At 72.5% G+C, this 26,377-nt stretch carries 25 protein-coding genes; 7 read left to right on the top strand and 18 right to left on the bottom strand.

Annotation, left to right across the window (positions count from 1 at the left end):
- Window positions 1-37: 37 nt before the first annotated feature.
- The 8 genes from ACTWM8_RS04015 to ACTWM8_RS03980 form a co-directional block, all read right to left on the bottom strand.
- Complete coding sequence (locus tag ACTWM8_RS04015; protein WP_446212602.1) at window positions 38-1,318, bottom strand: thymidine phosphorylase; 1,281 nt, start codon at window positions 1,316-1,318, stop codon at window positions 38-40.
- Between the two features lie 57 nt (window positions 1,319-1,375).
- Window positions 1,376-2,086 carry a cytidine deaminase gene (locus ACTWM8_RS04010; RefSeq protein ID WP_088964039.1) on the bottom strand — a complete coding sequence of 237 codons (711 nt, stop codon included), beginning with the start codon at window positions 2,084-2,086 and terminating at the stop codon, window positions 1,376-1,378.
- Between the two features lie 150 nt (window positions 2,087-2,236).
- On the bottom strand, window positions 2,237-3,517 hold the full coding sequence (locus tag ACTWM8_RS04005; protein ID WP_446212601.1) for an ABC transporter permease: 1,281 nt from the start codon (window positions 3,515-3,517) through the stop codon (window positions 2,237-2,239).
- Window positions 3,518-3,520: 3 nt separating this feature from the next.
- Window positions 3,521-4,852 carry an ABC transporter permease gene (locus ACTWM8_RS04000; RefSeq protein ID WP_446212600.1) on the bottom strand — a complete coding sequence of 444 codons (1,332 nt, stop codon included), beginning with the start codon at window positions 4,850-4,852 and terminating at the stop codon, window positions 3,521-3,523.
- Window positions 4,849-6,402 carry an ABC transporter ATP-binding protein gene (locus tag ACTWM8_RS03995; protein WP_446212599.1) on the bottom strand — a complete coding sequence of 518 codons (1,554 nt, stop codon included), beginning with the start codon at window positions 6,400-6,402 and terminating at the stop codon, window positions 4,849-4,851. Before ACTWM8_RS03995 ends, ACTWM8_RS04000 begins: the two co-directional genes overlap by 4 nt.
- Window positions 6,403-6,670: 268 nt before the next feature.
- The gene (locus ACTWM8_RS03990; RefSeq protein ID WP_446214461.1) at window positions 6,671-7,738 is read right to left on the bottom strand and encodes a BMP family lipoprotein; all 1,068 of its coding nucleotides are present in this window, start codon (window positions 7,736-7,738) and stop codon (window positions 6,671-6,673) included.
- A 276-nt stretch (window positions 7,739-8,014) separates the two neighbouring features.
- Window positions 8,015-8,356 (bottom strand): hypothetical protein, encoded by a 342-nt coding sequence (locus ACTWM8_RS03985; RefSeq protein ID WP_446212598.1) that lies wholly within the window; start codon window positions 8,354-8,356, stop codon window positions 8,015-8,017.
- A 57-nt stretch (window positions 8,357-8,413) separates the two neighbouring features.
- A complete protein-coding gene (locus ACTWM8_RS03980; RefSeq protein ID WP_446212597.1) occupies window positions 8,414-9,388 on the bottom strand; it encodes a hypothetical protein in 975 nt (324 codons plus the stop codon).
- Window positions 9,389-9,419: 31 nt separating this feature from the next.
- Here ACTWM8_RS03980 and ACTWM8_RS03975 point away from each other — a divergent pair, with 31 nt between their 5' ends.
- Complete coding sequence (locus ACTWM8_RS03975; RefSeq protein ID WP_446212596.1) at window positions 9,420-9,887, top strand: TetR/AcrR family transcriptional regulator; 468 nt, start codon at window positions 9,420-9,422, stop codon at window positions 9,885-9,887.
- A gap of 22 nt (window positions 9,888-9,909) precedes the next feature.
- Here the strand turns inward: ACTWM8_RS03975 and ACTWM8_RS03970 are convergent, their stop codons facing one another.
- The 4 genes from ACTWM8_RS03970 to ACTWM8_RS03955 form a co-directional block, all read right to left on the bottom strand.
- Window positions 9,910-11,721: a glycoside hydrolase family 13 protein gene (locus ACTWM8_RS03970; RefSeq protein ID WP_446212595.1), complete on the bottom strand. Its 1,812-nt coding sequence runs from the start codon at window positions 11,719-11,721 to the stop codon at window positions 9,910-9,912.
- A gap of 235 nt (window positions 11,722-11,956) precedes the next feature.
- On the bottom strand, window positions 11,957-12,859 hold the full coding sequence (locus ACTWM8_RS03965; protein WP_446212594.1) for a sugar ABC transporter permease: 903 nt from the start codon (window positions 12,857-12,859) through the stop codon (window positions 11,957-11,959).
- Window positions 12,856-14,496 (bottom strand): ABC transporter permease subunit, encoded by a 1,641-nt coding sequence (locus ACTWM8_RS03960; RefSeq protein ID WP_446212593.1) that lies wholly within the window; start codon window positions 14,494-14,496, stop codon window positions 12,856-12,858. Before ACTWM8_RS03960 ends, ACTWM8_RS03965 begins: the two co-directional genes overlap by 4 nt.
- Window positions 14,496-15,746 (bottom strand): sugar ABC transporter substrate-binding protein, encoded by a 1,251-nt coding sequence (locus ACTWM8_RS03955; protein WP_446212592.1) that lies wholly within the window; start codon window positions 15,744-15,746, stop codon window positions 14,496-14,498. Before ACTWM8_RS03955 ends, ACTWM8_RS03960 begins: the two co-directional genes overlap by 1 nt.
- A 197-nt stretch (window positions 15,747-15,943) precedes the next feature.
- On the opposite strand from ACTWM8_RS03955, the gene ACTWM8_RS03950 reads away from it, so the two are divergent.
- The 4 genes from ACTWM8_RS03950 (at window position 15,944) to ACTWM8_RS03935 (ending at window position 19,416) form a co-directional block, all read left to right on the top strand.
- On the top strand, window positions 15,944-17,029 hold the full coding sequence (locus ACTWM8_RS03950; protein ID WP_446212591.1) for a LacI family DNA-binding transcriptional regulator: 1,086 nt from the start codon (window positions 15,944-15,946) through the stop codon (window positions 17,027-17,029).
- A 223-nt stretch (window positions 17,030-17,252) separates the two neighbouring features.
- Entirely contained in the window at window positions 17,253-18,890 is a 1,638-nt protein-coding gene (locus ACTWM8_RS03945; protein ID WP_446212590.1) for a glycoside hydrolase family 13 protein, read from the top strand.
- A gap of 156 nt (window positions 18,891-19,046) precedes the next feature.
- Complete coding sequence (locus tag ACTWM8_RS03940) at window positions 19,047-19,346, top strand: VOC family protein (RefSeq protein ID WP_446212589.1); 300 nt, start codon at window positions 19,047-19,049, stop codon at window positions 19,344-19,346.
- The gene (locus tag ACTWM8_RS03935) at window positions 19,300-19,416 is read left to right on the top strand and encodes a VOC family protein (RefSeq protein WP_446214460.1); all 117 of its coding nucleotides are present in this window, start codon (window positions 19,300-19,302) and stop codon (window positions 19,414-19,416) included. The genes ACTWM8_RS03940 and ACTWM8_RS03935 overlap by 47 nt, the downstream gene beginning before the upstream one ends.
- 4 nt (window positions 19,417-19,420) lie before the next feature.
- Here ACTWM8_RS03935 and ACTWM8_RS03930 read toward each other — a convergent pair whose 3' ends face one another.
- The 6 genes from ACTWM8_RS03930 to ACTWM8_RS03905 all read right to left on the bottom strand — a co-directional run bounded on the left by ACTWM8_RS03930 (window position 19,421) and on the right by ACTWM8_RS03905 (window position 23,988).
- Window positions 19,421-19,867, bottom strand: a complete 447-nt coding sequence (locus ACTWM8_RS03930; RefSeq protein WP_346536610.1) for a hypothetical protein — start codon at window positions 19,865-19,867, stop codon at window positions 19,421-19,423.
- 98 nt (window positions 19,868-19,965) lie between these two features.
- Window positions 19,966-20,334, bottom strand: a complete 369-nt coding sequence (locus ACTWM8_RS03925; protein WP_154939716.1) for a GntR family transcriptional regulator — start codon at window positions 20,332-20,334, stop codon at window positions 19,966-19,968.
- A 1-nt stretch (window position 20,335) separates the two neighbouring features.
- Entirely contained in the window at window positions 20,336-21,271 is a 936-nt protein-coding gene (locus ACTWM8_RS03920) for a YihY/virulence factor BrkB family protein (RefSeq protein ID WP_446214459.1), read from the bottom strand.
- 55 nt (window positions 21,272-21,326) lie between these two features.
- The gene (locus tag ACTWM8_RS03915) at window positions 21,327-21,872 is read right to left on the bottom strand and encodes a 2'-5' RNA ligase family protein (protein WP_446212588.1); all 546 of its coding nucleotides are present in this window, start codon (window positions 21,870-21,872) and stop codon (window positions 21,327-21,329) included.
- A gap of 43 nt (window positions 21,873-21,915) precedes the next feature.
- Window positions 21,916-22,941, bottom strand: a complete 1,026-nt coding sequence (trpS, locus tag ACTWM8_RS03910) for a tryptophan--tRNA ligase (protein ID WP_446212587.1) — start codon at window positions 22,939-22,941, stop codon at window positions 21,916-21,918.
- 33 nt (window positions 22,942-22,974) lie between these two features.
- Entirely contained in the window at window positions 22,975-23,988 is a 1,014-nt protein-coding gene (locus ACTWM8_RS03905) for a hemolysin family protein (RefSeq protein ID WP_446212586.1), read from the bottom strand.
- A 229-nt stretch (window positions 23,989-24,217) separates the two neighbouring features.
- Here ACTWM8_RS03905 and galE point away from each other — a divergent pair, with 229 nt between their 5' ends.
- Complete coding sequence (galE, locus tag ACTWM8_RS03900) at window positions 24,218-25,147, top strand: UDP-glucose 4-epimerase GalE (protein ID WP_446214458.1); 930 nt, start codon at window positions 24,218-24,220, stop codon at window positions 25,145-25,147.
- Window positions 25,144-26,343, top strand: a complete 1,200-nt coding sequence (gene galK, locus ACTWM8_RS03895) for a galactokinase (RefSeq protein WP_446212585.1) — start codon at window positions 25,144-25,146, stop codon at window positions 26,341-26,343. Before galE ends, galK begins: the two co-directional genes overlap by 4 nt.
- Window positions 26,344-26,377 lie beyond the last annotated feature (34 nt).

Here is a 26,377-nt window from a genome sequence, read left to right as displayed (position 1 = left end):
TCCCCCACCGGCCGACCGGTCGCGGGCGGTCGGCCGTTCAGCCGATCCGCTCGATGACCAGCGACGACGGGGTCGGCGCGGTGGGCGCCAGGCGGACCGCCAGCTCGGCCTCGGCCCGCGCCGCCGGGATCCGGGTGGCCTGGTCGGCGCGGAGCTCGTAGAGCGGGTCGCCGGCCCGGACCGGGTCGCCGGGCCGCTTGTGCAGCACCACGCCCGCGGCGGCGCTGACCGGGTCCTCCTTGCGGGCCCGCCCGGCGCCGAGCCGCCACGCGGCCACCCCGATCGCGTACGCGTCGACGGACTCGACGAAGCCGTCGGCCTGGGCGCGGACCACCTCGACCTCGTTGGCGGTCGGCATCGGCGCGTCCGGGTCGCCGCCCTGGGCGAGGATCATCCTGCGCCAGGCGTCCATCGCCCGCCCGTCGCGCAGCGCTTCGGCCGGGTCGGCGTCCCGCAGGCCGGCCGCGTCCAGCATCTCCCGGGCTAGCGCCAGGGTCAGCTCCACCACGTCGGCCGGGCCGCCCCCGGCCAGCACCTCCACCGACTCGGTCACCTCGACCGCGTTGCCGACGGTCAGGCCGAGCGGGGTGGACATGTCGGTGAGCAGGGCGACGGTCCGCACGCCGTGCGCTCCACCCAGCTCCACCATCGTCCGGGCCAGTTCCCGCGCGTCGTCGACGGACTTCATGAACGCGCCGGAACCGACCTTGACGTCGAGCACCAGCGCGCCGGTGCCCTCGGCGATCTTCTTGCTCATGATCGAGCTGGCGATCAGCGGGATCGCCTCGACGGTGCCGGTGACGTCGCGCAGCGCGTACAGCTTGCGGTCGGCCGGGGCCAGCCCTTCGCCGGCCGCGCAGATCACCGCGCCGACCTCGCGCAGCTGGGAGATGAACTCGTCGTTGCTCAGCGCCGCCCGCCAGCCGGGGATCGACTCCAGCTTGTCCAGCGTGCCGCCGGTGTGCCCCAGGCCGCGCCCGGACAGCTGCGGCACCGCGCCACCGCAGGCCGCGACCAGCGGGGTGAGCGGCAGGGTGATCTTGTCACCGACGCCGCCGGTGGAGTGCTTGTCCACGGTCGGCCGGGACACCGGCGAGAGGTCCAGCCGCTCGCCGCTGGCGATCATCGCGGCGGTCCACCGGGCGATCTCCGGCGGGGTCATCCCGCGCAGCAGGATCGCCATGGCCAGCGCCGACATCTGCTCGTCCGCGACCAGCCCCCGGGTGTACGCGTCGACCACCCAGTCGATCTGGGCGTCGCTCAGCACTCCCCCGTCCCGCTTGGTACGGATGACGTCGACCGCCGTGAACGCACTCATCGTCGAGTTCCTCTGCTTGTCTTGGTTCTGCTGATCGGCGGTACGCCGCGCAGGGGTTCAGCCTGCGGGCCAGCGGGTGGGGATCTCCATCGGCGGTTCCCCCTCGCCGGCCCAGAAGATGGTGCCGCTCGCGTCGACCACCACCACCCGGGGCGTCCGGGCGTGCCCCCAGGTGATCGCCTCGGCGGGCTCGTCCCAGCTCGGGCCCTCCTCCAGCACCCCGGTCTCGGCGCCCTCGGCGTCCCCCGCCGACCGCTCCCAGTACGCCGTCCAGACCTGCTGCCCGGCGGACATGTCGGGGTGCACGAAGACGGTGCCCCGCCCGCGCCAGGCGGCCAGCCGCTCCGGCACCACCGGGACCGGCTGCTCCCCGGTCACCGCCTCGATGTCGGCCACGTCGAAGGCGTGCGGCAGCAGCTCCGCCATGCGCAGCGGCCGGCCCTTGGACTCGACCAGGCACTCGGGCCCGCCGTTCTCCCAGAGCAGCTGCCGGCAGCGCCCGCACGGCATCAGCGGCTCGCCGGTGGCGTCGACGCAGGACATCGCGACGAGCCGGCCACCCCCGCTGGCGTGCAGGGCGGAGACCACGCCGCACTCGGCGCAGAGCGTGACGCCGTACGCGGCGTTCTCCACGTTGCAGCCGGTCACCACCCGGCCGTCGTCGACCAGGGCGGCCGCCCCGACCGGGAACTTCGAGTACGGCACGTACGCGTGCCGCATCACCTCGGTGGCGGCGGCCCGCAGTCGCTCCCAGTCGATCTCGGTCATCCCACCATTCTGCCCAAGTCAGCCTGGTCGGGCGCGGGAAGGGGTACCCCTGGTGTCCGCCGACACCCGCCCGCCCCCGCCCCGGCCCGGGAACGATCGTGCCCGGCGGGGATTTCCCCACCGGGCACGGATCTGGCTTCTGCCGAAGGCTCAGCCCTTGATGTACGGCTTCCCGTCCGCCGCGGGCGCCCGCACCCGGCCGACCAGGCCGGCCACCGCCAGGATCGTCGCGAGGTACGGCAGCATCGCCAGGAACTGGCTGGGGATGCTGCTGCCGATCGCCCCGAGGTACGTGCCGAGCTGGTCGGCGAAGCCGAAGAAGAGCGCGGCGAGCAGCGCACCGGTCGGGCTCCACCGGCCGAAGATCAGCGCGGCCAGGGCGATGAAGCCCTTACCGCCGATCATGTTCTTGGTGAACGAGTAGAGCGCCAGCGTGTACGAGGCGCCACCGATCCCGGCGACCATGCCGGCCATCAGCACGTTGCGGTAGCGCAGCCCCAGCACCTTGACGCCGAGGGTGTCCGCCGCGGTCGGGTGTTCACCCACCGAGCGGGTCCGCAGGCCCCACCGGGTGCGGAACAGCGCGATGTGGATGACCAGCACCAGCAGCAGGCCCAGGTAGAGGAAGATGTTGCCGCGGAACAGCGCCGGGCCGAGCAGCGGGATGTCCTTGAGCAGCGGGATCTCCCAGTTGGAGAAGCGCGGCGCGCTGTTGTACTTCTCCGCCTGGGTCTGCATCAGCCGCTCGTAGAGGAAACCGGTGACGCCGAGCGCCAGCAGGTTCAGCACGATGCCCATGACCACCTGGTCGACCAGGTATCGGATCGCGAAGACGGCCAGCAGCAGCGAGATCAGCGCGCCGCCGATCGCGGCGGCGACCAGGCCGACCCAGACGTTGCCGGAGATGCTGCCGAAGAGCGCCCCGCTGAAGGCACCCATCAGCAGCTGCCCCTCGATGGCCACGTTCACCACGCCGGAGCGCTCGCAGAGCACCCCGGCCAGCGCGCCGAAGATCAGCGGCAGGGCCAGGATGAACGTACCCCGGACGATGTTGACCAGCGGCATGAAGTTGCGCCCCTCGGGGGCGGCGGAGACCTGCCAGCACAGGAAGCTCAGCACGAAGGCGACCAGCCCGACGCCGAGCACCAGGGTGAACCAGCGCTTCGGGATGCCGGCCAGCAGGGCCGCTCCGGCGGCGGCGGCGATGATCCCGAAGAGGATCGCGCCGACCGTGCCGTTGATCTCCAGGGCGGCGCCGCCCTCGGTCTCGCTGAGGGTGAAGCGGGCCTGCTGGCTGGTGGCGAGCGCCCCGAAGAGCACGGCGGCGAGCACACCCAGCGCCAGCAGGACCGCGCCGACCTTGCGGGTGCGGGTCCAGAATCCCTCGTCGACCGTCGCGACGGCGACATCGGGGACAGCGGTGGTGGACATGCCTTACCAGCCCTTCGCCAGGCTCGTCTGCAACCGGGCGGCGCGGGCGGCCCGGAGCTGGAAGATCGCCTTCACCAGGGCCGGCGCGGCGATGAAGATGACGATCAGCGCCTGGAGCACTGTCACCAGCTCCAGCGAGATCCCCGAGTACGACTGCATCCGGTTGCCGCCGGCCTGGAGCGCGCCGAAGAGCAACGCCGCGAGCAGCACACCCCACGGCTTCACCCGGCCGAGCAGCGCCACCAGGATGCCGTCGAAGCCGATCTGCGCGACCACCAGCGGGGTCAACGCGTTCGCCGTCGAACCCAGCACCATCTGGCTGCCGCCGAGGCCGGCGAGCAGGCCGGAGATCACCATCACCAGCACGTACGTCCGGGTGACGCTGATGCCGGCGGTCCGCGCGGCGTCCGGGTTGGCGCCGACGGCCCGCAGCTCGAAGCCGAGCGTGGAGCGGTTGAGCAGCCAGGCCACGAACCAGGTGACGAGGACCGCCAGCAGGATGCCGGCGTGCACTCGCAGGTCGGAGCCGAGCAGCCGGGGCAGCTGTGCGGAGGAGTCGACCGGCTTGCTGATCGCGTCCGACCGGTCCGGGTTCTGCACCCCGTTCTGGACGATGATCCAGGACAGGAAGTAGACCGCGACGTAGTTGAGCATGATCGTGTTGATCACCTCGTGCGCGCCGGTCCGCGCCTTGAGGATGCCGGGGATGAAGCCCCAGATCGCACCGCCGACGGCACCGGCGATCAACGCGACGAGCAGGTGTACCACCGGCGGCAGCGGCAGCGCGAAGCCGGCGACCGCCGCCAGGATGACGCCCATCGTCGCCTGGCCCTGGGCGCCGATGTTGAACAGGCCGCCGCGGAAGGCCAGCGCCACCGACAGGCCGGTGAAGGCCAGCGGCGCGGTGTAGGTGAGCGTCTCCGAGATCGGCCCGAGCGCGGCCGAGAAGCCGACCGCGTCCGGGTCGAGGACGGCACCCTTGAACAGGTTCGCGTACGCCTCGCTGACCACGGTCCAGCTGGCGTTCAGCGCGTCGGCCGGGCGGGCGGTGATGTAGCTGTAGGTGGCCAGCACCTCCGGATCCGACACGATGATCAGGATCGCACCGATCACCATGGCCAGCACCAGCGCCAGCACGGTGACCATGACGGTGTTGGCGGCCCAGAGGTTTTCCAGGAACAGCCGGCCCAGCGAGGGCCGGGGCGCCGGCTCCGGGAGCTTCGGGGCGGTCATCGCGGCGGCACGGTTGGTGTCGCCGGCCGCGTGCGCCGCCGTGTTCGCCTCGGTCGCCGACTCCTTGTCCGGGGAGCCCGAGCCGGGGTTGGGGTTGGTCATGCCTTGTCCTCGCTACCAGGGCCCTCGGGGGCCGGAGCCGCCGTCGTGCCGCCGCTCGCGGCCGGGGTGCCGGGGGTCGCTTCGCCGTCGGAGGTCGCCCCGCCCGGGGCGGCCGCGTCCGGGGTGATGCCGGCCATCAGCAGGCCGATCTCCTCGCGGGGGGTGTCCGGCCCGACGATGCCGATGATCCGGCCGCGGTACATCACCGCGATCCGGTCGGCCAGCCCGATCACCTCGTCCAGCTCGCTGGAGACGACCATGACGGCGGTGCCGATGTCCCGCTCCCGGATCACCCGGCTGTGGATGAACTCGATGGAGCCGACGTCGACGCCGCGGGTGGGCTGGGCGGCGATGAAGAGCTTCAGCGGCCGGGACAGCTCCCGGGCCACGATCACCTTCTGCTGGTTGCCGCCGGAGAGGGTGCCCACCGGGGCGTCGGCCGAGGAGGTACGGACGTCGAACTGCTCGATCCGCTCCTTCGCCGACTTCGCGATGGCGTCCGGCTTCAGCGACAGGCCCTTGCCGAACGGCGGCCGGTCGTAGATGTCAAGGACCAGGTTCTCCGCCACGGAGAACTCCTTGACCAGGCCGTCCACGCTGCGGTCCTCGGGCACGTAGCCGACCCCGGCGCGGAGCACCTTCTTGGTCGACCAGCCGTGCACCGCCTGGCCGTCGAGGGTGACCGTGCCGGCGAGGGTGGGGCGCAGCCCCATGATCGCCTCGATCAGCTCGGTCTGGCCGTTGCCCTGCACACCCGCGACACCGAGCACCTCGCCCGCGTGCACGGTCAGGTCGACGCCGTCCACCGCGCGGATCTGCCGGTCGTCGTCGACCACCAGGCCGGCGACCTGGAGCATCGGCTTGCCGGGGGTGGCCGCCTTCTTGTCCACGGTGAGCCGGACGCTGCGCCCCACCATCAGCGCGGCCAGCTCGTCCCGGCTCGCCTCCGGGGAGGCCGTGCCGACGGTCTTCCCGCGCCGGATCACGGTGATCCGGTCGGCGATGGCCTTGACCTCGCCGAGCTTGTGGGTGATGAAGACGATCGACTTCCCGGCGGCCTTGAGCGACCGCATGACCGTGAGCAGTTCCTCGGTCTCCTGCGGGGTGAGCACCGCGGTCGGCTCGTCCAGGATGAGCAGGTCGACGTCGCGGGTGAGTGCCTTGACGATCTCCACCCGCTGCTGGATGCCGACCGGCAGGTCCTCGATCACCGCGTCCGGGTCGACCCGCAGGTTGTACCGCTCGGAGACCTCGGCGACCTCGCGGCGGGCCCGCCGGCGGTCGAGGAAACCGGCAATGCCGCCCCTGACCTGCTCGGCGCCGAGCATGATGTTCTCGGCGACCGTGAAGACCGGCACCAGCATGAAGTGCTGGTGCACCATGCCGATCCCGGCCGCGATCGCGTCGGAGGGGCCCTTCAGCTTCAGCGGCTGGCCGTCGACCAGGATCTCGCCCTCGTCGGGCTGGTAGAGCCCGTAGAGCACGTTCATCAGGGTCGACTTGCCGGCGCCGTTCTCGCCGAGCAGGGCGTGGATCTCTCCAGGCTCCACCGTCAGGTCGATGTGGTCGTTGGCGACCAGATCACCGAACCGCTTGGTGATGCCGCGCAGTTCGAGTCTCAGCGCAACCTCCTGGAGTGCGAGCGATGGTGCAGCCTAGCTGCCGGTCGGCCGGCCGACGGGGCCGGCCGCGGGTGGAGCGGATCGGCCGCCCCGGCGCACGCGGGTTGTCCCACGTACGCCGAGGCGGCCGATCGTCATGCCTGGTGCCCGCCGGCCTCCGCTGCCGATGATCCCATCGCGGTGGCCGGGGAGGCGGTCACTTGGTCGGCTGGGCCTTCGAGGTGACCGTGATGGTGCCGGCGGCGATGTCCGCCTTGATCTTGTCGACCTCGGCCTTGAGCTCGGCCGGGACCTTGCTCTCGAAGTCGTGGTACGGGGCGATCGAGACGCCGTTGTTGGCCAGGTTGCCGACGAAGCCCGGCTTGGACTGCAGCTTCTCGCCACCGGCGGCCTTGAGCACGGCCTCCTTGACGGCGTCCGGGATGTTCTTGACGACCGTGGTCAGCAGCGCGCCGCAGTTCGGGGTGCTCTCGCAGCCGTCGACGTCGACCCAGACCACCGAGAACTTGCCGCCCGAGGCCTGGGCCGCTGCGGTGGTGCCGAGGCCCGCGCCACCGGCGACCGGCATGATGATGTCCGCGCCCTGAGCGACCAGGGTGTCGGAGACCTTCTTGCCCTCGTCCTGCTTGACGAAGTCGTTGGTGAAGGAACCCTTCTGGGTCGCCTTGTCCCAGCCCAGCACCTGGACGTTCTTGCCCTTGGCCTTGTTGTAGTGGGCCACGCCGTCGGCGAAACCGTCCATGAAGATGGTGACCGGCGGGATCGGCAGGCCACCGTAGGTGCCGACCTTGCCGGACTTGCTCATCCCGGCGGCCAGGTAGCCGGCCTGGAAGGCGGCCTGCGCGGTGTCGAACTGCATCGGGTAGACGTTGTCCACGCCCGGGTTCGCGTCGACGATGCCGAACTGCTGGTCCGGGTGCGCCGCGGCGGCCTTCTTGGTGGCGTCGGACATCAGGCCACCGACGGCCAGGATGAAGTCGCACTTCTGGTTGACGAAGCCGTTGAGGTTGACCTCGTAGTCGGCCTCGGCCTTCGACTGGACGTTCTTGATGTCGATGTTGTCGTTCGCCTTCTTGGCCTCCTGGAGACCCTTCCAGGCGGAGGTGTTGAACGACTTGTCGTCGATGCCGCCGACGTCGGTCACCATGCAGGCGCTGTACTTCTTGGCGCCGTTGCCGGCGTTGTTGTCGTCCTTGGGGGCCTCACCACACGCGGCGGCGCCCAGCACGAGCCCACCCGCCGCGATCGCGGAGGCGATCCGCATCCCACGCACAGAGCGCAAGACGTCTCCTTCCATTGCACACCGCGCCTCGTGCGGTGGCAGCCCTTGAACCGACCAGCGCTGTGCTGCCGGCATCCCACGTTACGGACGGGAGCGTACGCCCGCGCCCACCCACCGGCCGCCAATCGTGCACGACTGTTGAACGCCTGTTATCCGGGCGTAACCCGGGCGTGGGGCAGATCACTCAGAGTGCTGATATGTGACCCGTCCGCTGTCCCGAAAGTCCCTTTCCCCGGGCCCGCGAGCGGGTCCGGGCGGCTACCGCCAGAACACCGCGACAGCGGCGTTGAGCAGCGTCAACCCGACGATAGCGAGAAAGTGCCCGCGGGCGACCTGATCCCGCTTCCGGGAGAAGAAGACCATTACGAAGATCAGCAGAGCCAGCACCAACTTGGTAACAAGCTTCGCCGGGGCCGGCTCGTCGCCGTCGCGCAGCGGGGCGGAGAGCCCGATGCCGGTGAGCAGACCGATCACCGAGCCCCAGAGCATGGCCGCGTTGATCCGCAGCCGGCCGCTGACGTACTGGGCGACCGCGCCGCCGAGCAGCAGCGCGAACCCGATCAGATGGACGTAGAGAAGTACCAGCCGAAGAGCTTCCACGCCGGCCATCCTCCCCCATCAACGACAGTTTGTAGTAGCCGCCCCGCCGGGCTGAGCTCATACCGTGATCTCGGCGGCGGCCGGCCGGGGCGAGCTGCGCCGGCCGAGCAGCACCAGACCGATCCCGAGCACCGCGTAGCCGGCCAGCACGGCGACGGCGCGGCCCGCGCCCGCACCGTCGAAGAAGGCGGCCGAGCGCAGCAGCGTACCGCCGGCCCCGACCGGCAGGAACTGCCCGACGGCGCCCCACGGCTGCGGCAGCAGCTCCGGCGCGGCGCTGACCGCGGAGAGCGGGTTGCCGACCAGGAAGACCAGCAGCGCGCCGAGGCAGAGCCCGGGGCCGCCGAGCAGCGCGCCCAGCCCGGCGACGGCACCGGCGGCGGCGAGCGCGAAGAGCCCGATCGCCGCGGCCTCGACCGCCGGCTCGCCCCCGATCACCCCGAGCCAGCCGTGCAGCACGGCGGTGCCGACCAGCGCGGCGAGCAGGGCGTAGCCGAGCAGCCCGACCAGCCGGGCGCGCCGGCCGGTGACCAGGACGGTGAGCAGGACGCCGACGAGCATGCTGGTCAGCGCCAGCGGCAGGAAACCGGCGGCGAAGCCGGCCCCGCGCGGGTCGTCCGGGTCGGCCGGCACCACCGCCGTGACCGACACCGGCCGTCCGCCGGAGAGCCCGGCCGCGGCCTCGGTGAGCAGGGCCGCCACGGTGGGGCTCGCGCCCGGGGCGGTGTGCAGCCCGACGCCGTCGGGGCCGACGACGAAGGCGGCGTACACCTCGCGGTCGCGCAGCGCCCGGTCGGCCGCGGCGGCGTCCGGCAGTTCGGTGACGGTGAAGGCGCCGGGACGGGCCGCCGCCAGCCGGCCGGCCAGTTCCGCGCTGGCCGGCGCCGGCCCGGCGACGGCGACCGGCAGGTCGCGCGGTGCCAGGCTCGCGGCAGGCCCCGCGAAGAGGGGTACGAGCAACGCCTGCGCCGCCACCGCGAGGACGGCGGCCAGCACGGCGAGCAGCATCGGGGACCGGGGTGACCGGGACATGCCCACTCCTTAAAACGAAGCGGGGCTGTCGGTGGGCGCGGTCTACCGCTACTTCCCGAGCAAGAACGACCTGATCACCTCGATCGCCCAGTCGGTGATCGGCGGGGCGGACGCGGTCTTCGCCGAGCTGGCCGCCGCCGAGCCGCCGCTGCCCCTGGTCGAGGCGCTGGACCGGGCACTGACCTACGTCGACGCGCAGTCCGGCGAGGACGGCATCCTGCCGCTGGCGATCCAGGTGTGGAGCGAGTCGCTGCGCGACCCGGCGCTGGCGACGTTCGTGAACGCGACGTACAGCGGCTTCCGGGACCGCTTCACGCTGCTGGCCCGGCGGGCCCGGGAGACGGGCGAGCTGCCCCCGGACGCCGACCCCGAGGCCGTCGGCACCGCGCTGTTCGGCCTGGTCCCGGGCTACCTGATGCAGAAGGTGCTCACCGGCCGGCCGGACCGCCGCAGCTACCTCGCCGGCGTCCGCACCCTGCTCGGCCAGCCAGCGGCGTGACCCCGCGCCGGGCGGGCCCGGGTCAGGACAGCCGCCAGACCTGGAACGTGGGGCCGTCGGCGGGGAGGGTGACCACGCCGTCGGCGTCCGGGCGCAGCGCCGGGGCGCCGCCGTACGCGTTCTCCCCCGCCCCGAGGCCGGTCAGCCGGACGGGCCGGCCCGCGGCCCGGCGGGCGAGCACCAGCACCGCCCCGGTCGGGGCCTCGCGCAGGAAGACCAGGGTGTCGGCGTCGGCGTGCACCCGACGCAGGCCGCCGTGGCGCAACGCGGGCTCGTCGCGGCGCAGCGCCAGCAGCCCCCGGTACGCGGCGAAGGTGGCCCGGTCCCAGCTCTCCGGCCGGTGCCACGGCATCGGGGTCCGCGAACCCTCGCCGTTGGTGCCGGTCAGCCCCAGCTCGTCCCCGGCGAAGACCACCGGGGTGCCCGGCATGGTGGCGAGCAGGCCGGCGGCCACCTCCTGCCGGGCGGCGTCACCGACCACGGTGCGGATCCGGGCCGAGTCGTGCGAGCCGAGCAGTTGCCACGAGTGGGTGTACGAGCGCCAGGAGATCAGCGACCGGTAGGTGTCCATGGTCGCCAGCACGGCCTCGGCGTCGCGCCGCCGCACCCCGCCCGGGGTGCCGAGGAAGTTCGGCACCGGCTCGTCGCCGTGCCGCAGCCAGGACCAGACCGGGTCGGTGAAGCCGACGTAGTTCATCGTCCCGTGCCAGCCGTCCCGATCCAGGTCGCCGGTGTGGTCGTGGCCGTGCTCGGCGAGCAGCAGGCCGTCGGGGCGGGTCTCGGCGACCACCTCGCGCAGCAGCCGCGCCACCTCGTGGGTGTACGCGTCCGCGCCACGCCGGCCGGTCATGTTGGCCACGTCGACCCGCCAGCCGTCCAGCCCGTACGGCGGACGCAGCCAGCGCCGCAGCAGCGAGTCGTCGGCGGTGGCGAAGCGCCGGCGCAGCTCCGCGCTGCCCCAGTTCAACTTCGGCAGCGACGTGACCCCGTTCCACGACTCGTAGTCGCCGGTGGCCTCGTCGAAGTAGTACAGCGCCCGCTCGGCGGCCCGCAGGTCCGAGGCGGCGGTGGTGAACCACTCGTGCGCGTCGCCGGTGTGGTTGCTGGTGATGTCGCCGAGCAGCCGCCAGCCCCGGGCCCGGACGGCATCGGCGAGCCGGGCCAGCGCGGCGTCCCCGCCGAGCAGCGGGTCGACGGTGTCGAAGCTGGCCGCGTCGTACCGGTGGTTGGAGCGGGCCGGGAAGATCGGGGTGAGGTAGAGGGTGTTCACGCCGAGTCGGGCCAGGTGGTCCAGGCGCTCGGTGACACCGTCCAGGTCGCCACCGTAGAACTGGTACGGCGTCTCCGGGCCGCGACCGATGACCGGGGTGTCCCAGTCGCACGGGATCGCCCAGTCCGGCGGCGTACGGCCGGCGGCGGCCGCGGAGCGGGCGAACCGGTCCGGGAAGATCTGGTAGATCACCGCGTCCCGCGCCCAGGCCGGCGGCGGGGCGTAGCTGACCAGCTTGAAGTCGCCGTTGTCCGGAACATCGTGGGAGATCACGCCGGCGGCGTTGAGCCAGCGGTAGCCGGTGGTCCCGGAGAGCATGAAGCGGTAGTTGCTGACCGGGTTGCGGACCTCGACGTCGGCCCGCCACCAGACCTCGCCGCCCTCGGTGCGGTCGACCACCGCCTCGGCGAACCGGGGCTCGCCGTCGCCGGTGGTCCGCACGTGCACGGTGCGCACGTCGGCGCCCGCCGGGACCCGGACGAAGACCGGCACGGTCTGACCGAGGGCCGGCTCCTGCTCGGGTACGTACAGGGCGGATCCGTCGTGGTGCGGCTGCGCGGACATGGCGGTGGAGCCTTTCGTGCGTCGATGGCCGGGAGAGAGAGCCCCCGCCGCGGCCGGTCTCCCGGCCGCGGCGGTCGGCCCGTGACTGCTCCGGTGCACGTCGTCCCGACGCCCTTGCCGCAGCCTGCGATTGATCGGAGGGCCGGCCGCCGCTGCCCCGGGCCACTCGGCCCGGCCCAGGTACGGGCCCGGACCACTCAGCTCGCGCTGCGCGAGGAGCGGCCACCCCTCCGATTCACCCCTTGACGGCTCCGGCGGTGAGACCGGAGACGATGTACCGCTGAAGGAACTGGAACACCAGCACCGTCGGGACGGCGGTGAGCAGGGTGCCCGCCGCGAAGATCCCGAAGTTGTTGTTGCGCTCGCCCGCCACCAGACCGAACATGCCGACCGCGAGGGTCTTGGACTCGGGGTTGGTGAGGAACACGTTGGCGATCAGGAACTCGTTGATCGTGCCGATGAAGGCGAGCAGCCCGGTCACCGCCAGGATCGGCGCCACCAGCGGCAGCATGATCCGGAAGAAGACCTGGGCGTGCGTCGCGCCGTCCATGGTCGCCGACTCGTCCAGCTCCCGCGGCAGCGTGTCGAAGAAGCCCTTCATCAGCCAGGTGTTCACGCCCAAGGCCCCACCGAGGTAGAGCAGCAGCAGGCCCCACGGCGTGTTGAAGCCGATCGCCGGCCACAGGTCGGTGACCGTGGTGAAGATCAGGAAGATCGCCACGATGGCCAGGAACTGCGGGAACATCTGGATCAGCAGCAGCGAGAGCAGCCCGACCCGACGGCCGGCGAAGCGCATCCGGGAGAAGGAGTACGCCGCCAGCGCCGAGAGGAAGATCGAGGCGAAGCTCGCCACCCCGGCGACGACCAGCGAGTTGAGGAACCACCACCCGAACGGGGTCCGGTCGAAGAGGTTGGTGAAGTTCTCGAACGACACGCCACTGGTCGGCACCAGGTCCGTGGAGGAGAGGGTGCCGAGCGGGTTGAGCGCCGCGGAGAGCACGAACAGGATCGGGAAGAGGCTGAACGCCACCGCCGCCACCCCGACCACGTGCCGCCAGCCGACCTGGGCGAACCAGCGGTTCTTCCGCCTGCCGGCCGCGGTGCTCCGGGCGACCGGGGCGTTCGCGTGGGTGCTCACGAGTACACCTCCTCCTGCTTGCGGGTCCGCGAGAAGCTGACCGCGGAGACCACCGCGACGATCGTGAAGATGAAGATCGAGACCGCCGCCGCCAGGCCGAACTGGGCGCCCTGGGCACCGAAGGCGAGCCGGTAGGTGTACGTGATCAGCAGGTCCGTCGCGCCGGAGGTCGGGTTGTCCGCCGGGAACGGTCCACCCTCGGTGGTCAGGTAGATCGCGTTGAAGTTGTTGAAGTTGTATGCGAACGACGAGATCAGCAGCGGGGAGAGCGCCACCAGCAGCAGCGGCAGGGTGACCGCGCGGAACGACTGCCAGGGCGACGCGCCGTCGACCGAGGTGGCCTCGGTGAGCTCGCGCGGGATCGCCTGGAGCGCACCGGTGGCGACCAGGAACATGTACGGGTAGCCCAGCCAGAGCTGCACCAGGATCACCGCGATTCGGGCGGACCAGTCCTGCCCGAACCAGTCGACGCCGAGCCCGAACAGGTTGTTGATCAGACCGAAGTCGGTGTTGAACATGTCCCGCCAGACCAGCAGCATCGCGAACGACGGCATCGCGTACGGCAGGATCAGCAGGATCCGGTAGAGGTTGGTGCCGCGCATGCGCGGCGAGTGCAATGCCAGCGCGATGGCCAGGCCGAGCAGAAAGGTGAAGCCGGTCGAGCCGAGCGCGAAGACGAAGTTCCAGACCAGGGTGCCGAAGAACGGACCGGAGATGGCCGGGTCGGTGAGCACCCGATCGAAGTTCTTCAGCCCGACGTTGACCTTCCAACCCTGGGCCAACTGCTCGCCGTCGGCGGCGACGAACGCGCCGATCTCCTCGTCGGCCATCCAGGTCTTGCCGGTCTCGCTGTCCTTGACGCAGTCGCACCCGGCGTCGTAGGCCCGGATCGCCCTGCCCTCGTACGCGCGGGAGAGACCGGAGGAGCGCAGCGCGCCGCCGGAGGTCGGGACCACCAGGTCGGTGATCTCCTTGCTGCGGGCGCTGGCCTGGCCGAAGTTGAGCACCTGGTAGCCCTCGGCGGCGGTTACCTTGCCGCCCGGCGCCACGGTGACCTCGGCGGCGTCGAGCGGGGTCAGGCCGCCGGCGTCGCCGGCGGAGACGGTGCCGCTCTTCGGGTCGGTCACCAGGAAGACCAGCGGCCCGGTGGCCGGGTCGCCCTTGGTGGCGACGGAGAGGAGGTACTGGGTGGAGCCGGGGACCTGCTTCACCGACGAGCTCTGGATGGCGACGATCGCGTCGGACTTCTCGCCGCGGTGACCGTCGCCGAAGTTCGTGAAGGCAGTGCTCGCGGTGTAGAGCACCGGGAAGATCTGGAAGGCGATCAGGAAGATCGTGCCGGGAACCAGGTACTTCGCCGGGATGTGTCGGCGGGTGAGGTACAGGTAGAACAGGCCGGCGGTGGTGGCCGACAGGATGGCCAGCCCGACCCACTTCTCGGCCTCGATGAGCGGGAATGCCGCCCAGATCGCGATCCCGGCCACCAGGCCGAGCAGGACCACCTTGACAACGAGGCCGGTCAGGGTGATCGGCGCGTGGTGCCGCGCGTCACGGGACTTGCGCGGGAGCCCGGAGCGGGCGGGCTCCCGGCCCGGGGTCTGCGTGGCAGACCCCGGGCCGGACAGCGACGCGCTCATTACTTGATCTGACCGGAGATCGTCTTGCCGGCGGCGGTGACGGTCTTGGTCGGGTCGGCGCCACCGATGACGGCGGCCTCGGCCTTGCCGAACGGGTCCCAGATCGCGGCCATGGCCGGGATCGCCGGGAGCACCTGGCCGTTCTTGCCGGCCTCGGAGAACTTGGCCAGGTCCGGGTCGGTGCCCTTGACCTGGTCGAAGGCGGCGGTCAGCGCCGGCGGACGCGGCTCGGCGTTGTACAGCGCCACGGCCAGCTCGGGCTTGGTCACGTAGTTGGTGACGAACTCCTGGGCCAGGGCCTTGTTCTTGCCCTTGGCAGCGACGTAGAACGACTGGACGCCCACGAACGGCTGGGCCTCCTTGCCACCGGCGAAGCCGGGGACCGGGGAGATGTCGTACTTGATGCCGGCCTTCTTGGCGTCGGCGATCGCCCACGGGCCGGAGACCAGGTAGGCGCACTTCTTGCCGGTGAAGGTGGCGATCGAGTTCTCGCCGGTGATGGAGCGCTTCAACGCACCCTCACCCTTCTCACCGAGCTTGGCGATCTTCTGGAACGCCGCGATCGACTCCGGCTTGCCCACGCCCAGGTCCTTCGGGTCGTAGTCGCCGTTGGCGGCGGTGCCGAAGAGGTAGCCGCCGGCCGAGGTGTACAGCGGGTAGATGTGGTACGCGTCGCCGTTCTGTCCGGACTGGAGGCAGAGGATCTCGCTGGCCTTCTTCTCGGCCTTGAGCTTCTTGCCGGAGGTGACCAGGTCCTCGATCGTCTTCGGCGCCTCGGGGGCCAGCTCGGTGTTGCGGATCAGCGCGATGTTCTCGGTCGCGTACGGCACGCCGTAGACCTGACCGTTGAAGGTCACGGCCTTGACGGCGGTCTCGTTGAAGGCGCTCTTCTGCTCGGCGGCGAGCTGCACCGGGTCGATGGCGCCGTTCTGGACCAGGTTGCCGATCCAGTCGTGCGCGCCGACCACGACGTCCGGGCCGCTGCCCTGCTGGGAGGCGGTGACGAAGTTGGTCTGCAGGTCCTTGGAGACGGCCTGCACCTCGACGGTGACGCCGTTCTCCTGGCCGAACTTCTCACCGAACGGCTTGAGGGCCGCCGCCCGCTTGTCGTCGGCCCAGATGACGAGCTTGCCGCTCGCGGCCTTGGGGGAATCCTTGGCGGCCGGCTCGTCCTTGCTGTTGTCGCCGCAGCCGGACGCCGCGAGCGCCAGACCGAGAACGGCGACCACACCCGCGGTACGGATGCGCATCGGTACTCCTGTCGTTGTGGCGGCCGCCGGGGGAAGGGCGGCCCGCCAGTGGGAACCTCTGTAAGTTCTTGCCAACCGGCGCTGCGATGCCGCGCCGCTGCTCTCGCATGTTGCGGGGACGTTAGCAAGAGGTTGCAGGGAATGGAAGGGCTTGCAGGAGCGTACGCAAGAACTTGCCCGTGAGCTAAAGTTCCGCCATGCGCGCTCGACTGTCCGACATCGCCCAGCAGGCCGAAGTCAGCGAGGCCACGGTGTCGCGGGTGCTCAACGACCGCCCCGGCGTGGCCCCCGAGACCCGGCAGGCCGTCCTGACCGCCCTCGACGTGCTCGGTTACGAGCGCCCCGCCCGGCTGCGCAAGCGCAGCGCCGGGCTCGTCGGGCTGGTCGTTCCGGAGCTGGACAACCCCATCTTCCCGATGTTCGCCCAGGTCATCGAGTCGACCCTGGCCCAGAGCGGGTTCACCCCGGTGCTGTGCACCCAGACCCCCGGCGGGGTCACCGAGGACGAGTACGTCGAGATGCTGCTGGACCGGCAGGTCTCCGGGATCGTCTTCGTCTCCGGCCTGCACGCCGACACCGCCGCCAACCACGACCGGTACCGCGCGCTGATCGCCCGCCCGCTGCCCGTCGTGATGATCAACGGGTACGTCCCGAACGTCGCCGCCCCCTTCGTCTCGTGCGACGACGGTGAGGCCGCCGAGCTGGCCGTCGCGCACCTGGTCGCGCTCGGCCACCGCCGGATCGGCCTGATCACCGGCCCCGACCGGTTCGTGCCGGTGCAGCGCAAGGTGGCCGGCTGGCGGACCGCGATGACCCGGCTCGCCGGCGCTGCCGAGCAGGACCTGGCCGAACTGGCCGAGCTCTCGCTCTTCGGCGTGGAGGGCGGCGAGGCGGCCGCCGGCCGGCTCATCGAACGCGGGGTCACCGGCGTCGTCTGCGGCTCCGACCTGATGGCGCTCGGCGCGATCCGGGCGGCCCGGCAGCGCGGCATGTCGGTCCCGCAGGACCTTTCCGTGGTCGGCTACGACGACTCCCCGCTGATGGCCTTCACCGATCCGCCGCTGACCACGATGCGCCAGCCGGTCGCCGCGATGGCGGTCGCCGCGGTGCGGGCCCTGGTCGACGAGATCAACGGCCACGCCGCGCCGCACTCGGAGTACGTGTTCCGCCCGGAGCTGGTGGTGCGCGGCTCCACCGCGGTCGTCCGCCCGGCCGGCGCCAACCCGGTCCCGGGCGGCACCCGGCACCGGCCGGCGCCGCCCGCCCTCGCCGTTTCGGCCTGACCCGACCCGAGCGCCCCGGCCGGCCGCCACGACGGCGGCCGTCCCGGCACCGTCCCGCCTGCCGGGACAGCCGCACGGGGGTCGCCAGGCCGGCCGGAAGGTGCGAGCCATCATTTCTTGCGCAAGGAATGCTTGACTCTTGCAGCAACCGGGCGGCATCCTGCACTGACATCCGCTCTCCCGGGCCCACTCCGGGTGCTCCACAGAACGGGGATCGTCACCGATGACCGACGCCACCAACCCGGCACCGCCGGCCGCCGACGCCGACTGGTGGCGGTCCGCGGTCGTCTACCAGGTCTACGTCCGCAGCTTCGCCGACGCCGACGGCGACGGCGTCGGTGACCTCCGGGGCATCCGGGAGCGGCTGCCGTACCTGCGCGACCTCGGGGTCGACGCGCTCTGGCTGACCCCCTTCTACACCTCGCCGCAGGTCGACGCCGGCTACGACGTCGCCGACTACCGCGACGTCGACCCGCTGTTCGGCACGCTCACCGACTTCGACGCGATGATCACCGACGCGCACGCCCTCGGGCTGCGGATCATCGTCGACCTGGTGCCCAACCACACCTCCAGCGCGCACCCCTGGTTCCAGGCCGCGCTGGCCGCCGCCCCGGGCTCGCCGGAGCGGGAGCGCTACCTCTTCGCCGACGGCCAGGGCGAGCACGGCGAGCTGCCCCCGAACGACTGGGAGAGCATCTTCGGCGGCCCGGCCTGGACCCGGGTGCCGGACGGCCAGTGGTACCTGCACCTGTTCGACCCGGCCCAGCCCGACCTGAACTGGCGGCACCCGCGGGTGCGCGCCGAGTTCGAGGACGTGCTCCGCTTCTGGCTGGACCGCGGCGTCGACGGGTTCCGGATCGACGTGGCGCACGGGATGATCAAGGCCGAGGGGCTGCCGGACGTCGGCTTCAGCTCGTTGACCACCGGCCAGCGCCAGTCCGAACTGCTCGGCAAGGGCCGCCTGCCCTACTTCGACCAGGACGAGGTGCACGAGATCTACCGCGCCTGGCGGCCGATCCTGGACAGCTACCCGGGCGGCCGGATGGCGGTGGCCGAGGCGTGGGCGGAGACCCCGCAGCGACTGGCCCGCTACATCGGCCCGGACGAGCTGCACCAGGCGTTCAGCTTCGACTTCCTCGACGCCACCTGGTCGGCCGACTCGTTCCGCAAGGTCATCGACACCGCGCTGGCCGAGTCCACCATCGTCGGCGCCCCGACCACCTGGGTGCTGTCCAACCACGACCGGCAGCGGCACGTCACCCGGTACGGCGACGGCGAGGTCGGCCTGCGCCGGGCCCGGGCCGCCGCCCTGCTGATGCTGGCCCTGCCCGGCTGCGCCTACGTCTACCAGGGCGAGGAGCTGGGCCTGCCGGAGGTGCTGGACCTCCCCGACGGGCTGCGCCAGGATCCGGCGTTCCTGCGTACCGGGGAGAGCCGCGACGGTTGCCGGGTGCCGATCCCGTGGAGCGGCGAGCTGGCCCCGTACGGCTTCGGCCCGGAGGGCAGCGAGCTGAGCTGGCTGCCGGCCCCGGCGACCTGGCGTGCCCTCTCGGTGGCCGCCCAGACCGGCGTCGCCGGCTCCACCCTGGAGCTGTACCGCGCCGCGCTGCGGATCCGGCACGAACACCCGGCGCTGGCCGGCACGACCGGCGGGGTGACCTGGCTGGAAGGCGGGCCCGGCATGCTCGCCTTCAGCCGCACCGGCGGCGGGACCACGCTGACCTGCGTGGTCAACATCAGCGGCGCGCCGGCCCTCGTCGAGGGGTACGGCCGGCCGCTCGTCGCGAGCGAGGACCTCACCGAGCAGGGATCGGGGCATCTCCTGCCGGTGGACGCAGCTGCGTGGTTCGAACGGCGCTGAGCCGGGTAACCCGCCACTGACCTGGTCGTCCGTTGTGCCCCGCGCCGACGGGCGACTGGGCCTGCCGACCCCTTGTGGTGGGGGGTGAGGTGGCACCGGCGCCTCGGGGAGTTCCCCGGGGCGCCGGTGTCCGTTCGGCCCGGCCCCAGGTGTCCGATGGCGCTGCACGTCGCGCAGTACACCCTCGACGTCACCGACCTCGACCTGATGGCCGGCTTCTGGTCGGCGGGGCTCGACTACCGGGTGGAGCGCGGTGACGACGGCAACGCCAAGCTCCACCCCACCCCCGAGCGGCCGGCCGGCACCCCGACGGTCTGGCTCCAGGCCTCCGACACCCCCAAGCGGGGCAAGAACCGGCTGCACCTGGACCTGGTCGCCGACGGGGACCCCGGGGGCGGAGGTACGGCGGCTGCTCGCGCTGGGCGCCCGGCGCGCCGACGTCGGCCAGTCCGGTGACGAGGGCTTCGTCGTGCTGGCCGACCCGGAGGGCAACGAGTTCTGCGTGCTGGACGGCCCGCCGCGCTGACGGGTCAGCGGCCCTTGCGCCGCAGCAGCTCCGAGATCCGCTCGAAGCCGGCCCGCAGCTCGTCCTCGCTGGGTGCCGGCTGCGGCGCGACCGGGTGCTCGGCCCGCGCGGCCGCCTGCTCCAGCTCCTCGTCGAGCACGTCCTCGAAGTCCCCGTAGAGGTCGGACTCGTCGATCCGGGCCGCCTCGTCCTCGGCGGCGATCTGCGCGGCGGCGATCTCGCCGCGCACCTCCTCGGCCGACAACGCCGGCACCAGCGGCTCGACCACCGCCATCAGCTGCTCCTCGGCCACCACCGCCTCGGCCAGGGCCAGGGCGTGCGGGCGCTCGTACGGGCCGCAGACCACCGGCTCCCACTCGGCGGGGTCGCCGAGCGGGCCGAACGTGATGATCCACGGCAGGCCGAGCATCGGCGAGTCGTCCGGCAGGTCCAACGTCACGAGTGCGCCCACGCGCTCATCATGGCCGGTCACGGCGGAAAGGTGAGTGGCATTTGCGGCAACTGCCGGTTCGCGCATCGGTCGGTTTCCTGACCTGTTCGTCCGTCGACTCAGCCTGGGCGGGCGGCGTCGAGAGCGGCGCGGACCAGGGCGAGTGCCCGATCCGGCGGCACGCCCAGCCGCACCGCCTCGTCGGCGTACCGGGCCGCCGCCCGCTGCAACCGGTCGGTCGCGTCGTCGCGGCCCGGCGCGACGTACGTCCCGTGCCGCCCCCGGGTCTCCAACAGCCCGGCCGCCTCCAGCTCCCGGTACGCCCGCGCCACGGTGTTCGCCGCCAGCCCCAGCTCGGCGGCGAACTGGCGCACCGGCGGCAGCCGGGTGCCCACCGGCAGCCGCCCGTCGCCGACCATCGCGGCCAACTGCCCGCGCACCTGCTCGTACGGGGGCACCGCCGAGCCCGGGTCAATCTCGATCAGCACGTCAGCCCGCCCCTCCCGGGGTCCCCGGATCGGTGTCCGGATCCGTCTCGACGTCGAGGTCCGCCGGGGCGGGCCCGTCGGAGAGGTCGACCACCCGCCCGTGCCGGCTGGTCGCGGCGAGCGCCGCGCCGAAGAGCACCAGCTGGTTGAGCAGGTACAGGTAGAGCAGCAGCCCGACCGCGCCGGCCACCACCGTGTACGCCGGGTTCCGCTCGGTGCGCACCACGTAGTAGCGCCCGACGGTGTTGAGCAGCGTGATGCCCACCGCCACGATCAGCACCACCGGCCGCAGCCGCCGGCGACTCATCCGCAGCCGGGGCACCGCCACCAGCAGCGCCGTCGCCAGCACCGCGTTGACCACCACGCTGAGCGCCGCGCTGACCATGGTCAGGCCGACCGAGCCGGTGGCCCGCAGCAGGAAGCGCAGCAGGGACTCCAGGGCGTCGACGGCCGCCACCGAGATGCCGAGCATCACGAAGACCAGCAGCAGCACGCCCAGGTCGACCAGGCGGCGCACCACCAGGTTGCCGGGCTGCTGGTTGAAGCCGTACATCAGCCGCTGCGAGGAGCGGATCGCCTCCACCCAGCCGATCCCGGTGAAGACCAGGATGACCAGGCCGATCACGCCGACGGTGTTGCTGCTCTCGGCGATCTGCCCGGGGTCGAGGAACGGCAGGTTCTCCCGCAGGAAGCCGGCTGCGGCGTCGCTGACCTCGTCGTTGTCCTCCAGGATCGCCCCGAAGATCGAGTACGCCACCAGGGCGAGCGCGAAGACGGCGAAGAAGCCGTAGTAGGCGATCGCCGCGGCCAGCCGCCCGCCCAGCACGTTCCCGTAGAGGTCGATGGCCCGCCAGAGGTGGTCGAAGCGGGGCCACCGGTGCCGGGCCGTGGTGAACCGGCGGTCGATCCCGCCCGTCAGCCGGCCCCACGCGTCCACCACGTCATCCTCGCCGATCTCCCGCCGCGGGGCGGGCCTGTGGCCACCGGCCCGGTCAGCCGCCGAGTCGGAAGTCCCGGCGGGGTTGCCACCGGGTCGCACCGCTGTGCGAGAAGAGCGTGAACGAGTCCACCTCGAACATGGCCGAGAAGTCGGCCAGGTCCTCGTACGCCCGGTCCAGCGCCTCGGGGGCGACGTCCTGCGCGACGGTGACGTGCGGGTGGTACGGGAAGCGGGCCTCCCGGTGCAGCTCGGGTGCGGCGTTGATGGCGGCGGCGAGCAGCTCGCACTCGCTGATCCCGGCGGCCACCGTCACGAACACCACCTGGGTCACCGGCCGGAACGTGCCCGTGCCCCGCAGGTGCAGGGTGAACGGCAGGTGCCGGGCGGCCACCCGGCTCAGGTGCTCCTCGACCGCCGGCAGCGCCGCCACCGGGATCTCGGTGGGCCCGAGCAGCGTCACGTGCGCCGGGACCACCTGCGGGTCGCCGGACTCGGCCCGGCGCCGGGTGAGCATGCCGCCCCACGGCTCCGGGACGTCCACCGCGATCCCGATCTGGATGGTGTCGCCGTCCACCGACGCCCCGTCCCTGCGATCCACGCTCCGCGCCACCCCTCCACCCGTACCCGTCGGCCCGGAGCCGCTACTCGAAGCGGACCGGGGGGAAGAACCCGATCCGGTCGTACGCGGCGCGCAGCGTCGGCGCGGCGAACGCGCGGGCCTTCTCGGCGCCGGCGGCGAGCAGCTTGTCCAGCTGCGCCGGGTCGTCGAGGTAGGCGCGGCTGCGCTCCTGGATCGGGGTGACGAACTCCCGGACCACCTCGCCGAGGTCCTTCTTGAGGTCGCCGTAGCCCTTGCCGGCGTACGCCGCGACCAGGTCGTCGATGCTCCGGCCGGAGAGCGCCGAGTAGATGGTCAGCAGGTTGGAGATGCCCGGCTTGGTCTCGGTGTCGAAGACGATCTCGCGGCCGGTGTCGGTGACCGCGGAGCGAATCTTCTTGGCCGAGCGGGCCGGCTCCTCCAGCAGGTCGATGATGCCGGCCGGCGAGGACGACGACTTGGACATCTTCGCCGTCGGGTCCTGCAGGTCGGTGATCTTCGCGGTGTCCTTGACGATGTGCGGGGCGGGCACCGTGAAGGTCGGGCCGAACAGCGAGTTGAACCGCTGCGCCAGGTCGCGGGAGAGCTCCAGGTGCTGGCGCTGGTCCTCGCCGACGGGCACCGCGTTCGCCTGGTAGAGCAGGATGTCCGCGGCCTGCAGGATCGGGTACGTGAAGAGGCCGACGCTGGCCCGCTCGCTGCCCTGCTTCTGCGACTTGTCCTTGAACTGCGTCATCCGGCTGGCCTCGCCGAAACCGGTGATGCAGCCGAGCACCCAGGCCAGCTGCGAGTGCTCGGGCACCTGCGACTGGACGAACAGGGTGCTGCGCTCCGGGTCGATCCCGACCGCGAAGAGCTGCGCGGCGGCCACCCGGGAGCGCTGCTTCAGCACGGCCGGGTCGTGCCCCGCGGTGATCGCGTGCAGGTCGACCACGCAGTAGAACGCGTCGTGGGTCTCCTGCAGCGCCACCCAGTGCCGCACCGCGCCGAGATAGTTGCCGAGGTGGAACGAGTCGGCCGTCGGCTGGATGCCGGAGAAGACGCGCGGGCGGGCGGGAACGTCGGACATGACGGCAATTCTGTCAGCAACGCCCGGCGTACGTCATGACGGGCCGGCGGGTCGGCTCGCCGCCGGCCCGGCGGGGGTGGTGACCTCGCGCCGCTGCTCCGGCAGGCGCGCCGCGGAGACCGCGACCCGGGACACCCGGCGCCCCTCCAGGGCCAGCACCCGCAGCAGCCAGCCGTCGACCGGCTCGTCCGGCGCCTCGGCGTCGACCGGGGACACCGGCACCTCGTCGCCGGCCACCGGCAGCCGGCCGAGCGCCGCCATCAGGTAGCCGCCGACCGTCTCGTACGGCCCGACGGGCAGCGGCACCCCGGTGCGCTCGGCGAAGTCGGCGAGGTTGAGCCGGCCGTCCACCACGGCGGGCAGGCCCGCGTGCGCGGGCTCGGGGTCGCCGTCGTACTCGTCGTGGATCTCCCCGACCAGCTCCTCGATCAGGTCCTCACACGTGACGATGCCGGCGGTGCCGCCGTACTCGTCGACCACCACCGCCAGGTGGTGTCCCTCCTTGCGCATCTCGGTCAGCGCGGCGAGCACCCGCTTGCTGCCGGGCAGCTGCTTGACCTCGCGGGTCAGCTCGCCCACGGTGGTGCACGGGTCGAGGTCGGGGCGGAGCAGCACGTCCCGCAGGTGCACGAAGCCGACCACGTCATCCTGGGTGCCGTCGACCACCGGGTAGCGGCTGTGCGTCTCGGCCCGGACCACCCGCTCGGCCTCGGCGATGGTCAGCCCGGCGGAGAGGAAGACGACCTCGGTGCGGGGCATCATCACCTCGCGGACCAGGCTCGCGCCGGCCACCAGCACCTCGTCGATGATCCGCCGCTCGTCCGGGTGGAGCCGGGTGTTGGCGGCGACGAGGTCGCGCAGCTCGTCCTCGCTGATCCGCTCCCGACCGGCCGCCGGGCTGGCCCCGAGCAGGTCGGTGACGAGGCGGGTGGCGCCGTCGGCGGCCCGGACGACGAGCCGGGCCACCGTCCGGGCGATCGGCCCGGGCCGGCGTCGGGGCCGCCCCGACGCGCGTCGACGCAGCCCGGGACCGCCCGCTTCCCGCATGGAAAAGATGGTAAGGCTGCGCGTCACCGCCGACCGGCGATGTTCGGATCTGTTCAGTCATGAAGGTTTATGATGGAATAAGGCGGGGCCGCGACGCTGAGCGCGGGCACAGCGTGCGGCCGTAGGGTGATCACGAACGGCCGCGACGGGACGCGGCCAGGCAGGAGGACCCGACGTGAAACTGCTCGTCACCGGCGGCGCCGGCTTCATCGGCAGCGTGGTGACCCGGATGCTGCTCGACAACGGCCACGACGTGACGGTCCTCGACGACCTGCGCACCGGCCACCGGGCCGCGCTCGCGCCGGACGCCACCCACGTCGAGCTGCCCGTCCACGAGGCCGCCCGGGTGCTCACCCCGGAGGCCGGCTTCGACGGGGTGCTGCACTTCGCCGCGCTGATCGCCGCCGGCGAGTCGATGGTCCGCCCGGAGCTGTACTGGCACGCCAACACGGTCAGCTCGATCGCCCTGATCGACGCGGTCCGCGCCGCCCGGGTGCCCCGGCTGGTCTTCTCCTCCACCGCCGCCGTCTACGGCAACCCGACCGAGCTGCCGATCCCGGAGACCGCGGTCAAGGCCCCCACCAACACGTACGGGGCCACCAAGCTCGCCGTCGACATGGCGCTCACCTCCGAGGCGATCGCCCATGACCTGGCCGCCGTATCGCTGCGCTACTTCAACGTCGCCGGGGCGTACCTGCGCGACGACCTGGCGATCGGCGAACGGCACGACCCGGAGACCCACCTGATCCCGATCGCGCTGGACGTCGCCGCCGGCCGGCGGGAGAAGCTCCAGCTCTTCGGCGACGACTACCCCACCGTCGACGGCACCTGCGTGCGCGACTACATCCACGTGGCGGACCTGGCCCGGGCCCACCTGCTGGCGCTCAGCGCCGCCGTGCCCGGCCGGCACCGGATCTACAACCTCGGCAACGGCAACGGCTTCACCAACCGCCAGGTGGTCGACGTGGTCCGCGAGGTCACCGGCCACCCGCTGCCGGTGGAGATCGCGCCGCGCCGCGAGGGCGACCCGGCCGAGCTGGTCGCCTCCGCCGCGCTGGCCCGCGAGGAACTGGGCTGGACGCCGGAGAAGCCGACCCTGCAGGACATGGTCGGCGACGCCTGGGCCTTCTACCGCGCGCACGTGCTGGGGCAGCGATGAGCGGGCCGGCCGCGCAGACCGCGCCACCCGGGGCCGCGTCGGGCGACGTCGCGGCCCGCGCCGCCGCCGGCTTCCACGCCGCGTACGGCGAGCTGCCCGCCGGCCGCTGGGCGGCTCCCGGCCGGGCCAACCTGATCGGCGAGCACACCGACTACAACGACGGCTTCGTGCTCCCCTTCGCGCTGACCCTGCGGACCGTGGTCGCCGCCGCCCCGCAGCCCGGTCAGCGGTGGACGGTCCGCTCGGAGCTCTCCGACGAGGCCGTGGAGTTCGGCGCCGACGAGGTCGACGAGCCGGGCCGGGTCACCGGCTGGGCGGCGTACGTGGCCGGGGTCCTCTGGGCGCTGCGCGAGGCCGGATACGCCGTGCCCGGTGCGCGGCTGGCGATCGCCTCCGACGTACCGGTGGGCTCCGGCCTCTCCTCCTCGGCGGCCATCGAGGCGGCGGTGCTCGCCGCTCTGGTCGATTTGGGCGGGCTGGACCTACCCGCCGAGAAGCAGCCGCGGCTGGCCCAGCGGGCCGAGAACGCCTACGTCGGCGCGCCGACCGGGATCATGGACCAGTCCGCGGTGATCCGCTGCCGCGAGGGGCACGCCCTCTTCCTGGACTGCCGCACCGAGGCCGTCGAACACATCCCGTTCGACCTCGACGCCGCCGGGCTGGCCGTGCTCGTCATCGACAGCCGCGCCCCGCACCGGCACGCCGACGGCGAGTACGCCTCCCGCCGCGCCGCCTGCGAACGGGCCGCCTCGCTGCTCGGGGTGCCGGCGCTGCGGGACGTGCCGGTCGCCGACCTGGACGCCGCGCTGGCCCGACTCGACGACGACGAGATCCGCCGCCGGGTCCGGCACGTGGTGACCGAGGACCAGCGGGTGCTGGACACCGTCGACCTGCTCCGCGCCGGCCGGGTACGCGAGATCGGCCCGCTGCTCACCGCCTCGCACGCCTCCATGCGGGACGACTTCGAGATCACCGTCCCGGAGATCGACACCGCGGTCGAGGCGGCCCTGGCGGCCGGCGCGCTCGGCGCCCGGATGACCGGCGGCGGCTTCGGCGGCTGCGTCCTCGCCCTGGTCGACGCCGACCGGTCCGACGCCGTGGCCCGCGCCGTGACGGACGCCTACGCCGACCGCGGCTTCCCCGCCCCCGCCCCCGTCACGGTCCTCCCCGCCCCCGGCGCCACCCGCCTCGACTGACCCCACCCCGCCTCGCCCCGTCGGCGATGGGTCG

The organism is Micromonospora sp. IBSANI012 (assembly GCF_052814045.1).
The sequence above is the reverse complement of the archived record's forward strand: the minus strand, read 5'-3'. Positions and strand labels throughout refer to the sequence as shown.

Bases quoted from the DNA above. Each gene is read 5' to 3' on its own strand.
- ACTWM8_RS04005 (WP_446212601.1), bottom strand. From the start codon at position 3,517: ATGTCCACCACCGCTGTCCCCGATGTCGCCGTCGCGACGGTCGACGAG.
- ACTWM8_RS03960 (WP_446212593.1), bottom strand. From the start codon at position 14,496: ATGAGCGCGTCGCTGTCCGGCCCGGGGTCTGCCACGCAGACCCCGGGC.
- ACTWM8_RS03940 (WP_446212589.1), top strand. From the start codon at position 19,047: ATGGCGCTGCACGTCGCGCAGTACACCCTCGACGTCACCGACCTCGAC.
- ACTWM8_RS03955 (WP_446212592.1), bottom strand. From the start codon at position 15,746: ATGCGCATCCGTACCGCGGGTGTGGTCGCCGTTCTCGGTCTGGCGCTC.
- ACTWM8_RS03970 (WP_446212595.1), bottom strand. From the start codon at position 11,721: ATGTCCGCGCAGCCGCACCACGACGGATCCGCCCTGTACGTACCCGAG.
- ACTWM8_RS03945 (WP_446212590.1), top strand. From the start codon at position 17,253: ATGACCGACGCCACCAACCCGGCACCGCCGGCCGCCGACGCCGACTGG.
- ACTWM8_RS04010 (WP_088964039.1), bottom strand. From the start codon at position 2,086: ATGACCGAGATCGACTGGGAGCGACTGCGGGCCGCCGCCACCGAGGTG.
- ACTWM8_RS03990 (WP_446214461.1), bottom strand. From the start codon at position 7,738: ATGCGGATCGCCTCCGCGATCGCGGCGGGTGGGCTCGTGCTGGGCGCC.
- ACTWM8_RS03950 (WP_446212591.1), top strand. From the start codon at position 15,944: ATGCGCGCTCGACTGTCCGACATCGCCCAGCAGGCCGAAGTCAGCGAG.
- ACTWM8_RS03905 (WP_446212586.1), bottom strand. From the start codon at position 23,988: ATGCGGGAAGCGGGCGGTCCCGGGCTGCGTCGACGCGCGTCGGGGCGG.
- ACTWM8_RS04000 (WP_446212600.1), bottom strand. From the start codon at position 4,852: ATGACCAACCCCAACCCCGGCTCGGGCTCCCCGGACAAGGAGTCGGCG.
- ACTWM8_RS04015 (WP_446212602.1), bottom strand. From the start codon at position 1,318: ATGAGTGCGTTCACGGCGGTCGACGTCATCCGTACCAAGCGGGACGGG.
- galK (WP_446212585.1), top strand. From the start codon at position 25,144: ATGAGCGGGCCGGCCGCGCAGACCGCGCCACCCGGGGCCGCGTCGGGC.
- galE (WP_446214458.1), top strand. From the start codon at position 24,218: ATGCTGCTCGACAACGGCCACGACGTGACGGTCCTCGACGACCTGCGC.
- trpS (WP_446212587.1), bottom strand. From the start codon at position 22,941: ATGTCCGACGTTCCCGCCCGCCCGCGCGTCTTCTCCGGCATCCAGCCG.
- ACTWM8_RS03980 (WP_446212597.1), bottom strand. From the start codon at position 9,388: ATGTCCCGGTCACCCCGGTCCCCGATGCTGCTCGCCGTGCTGGCCGCC.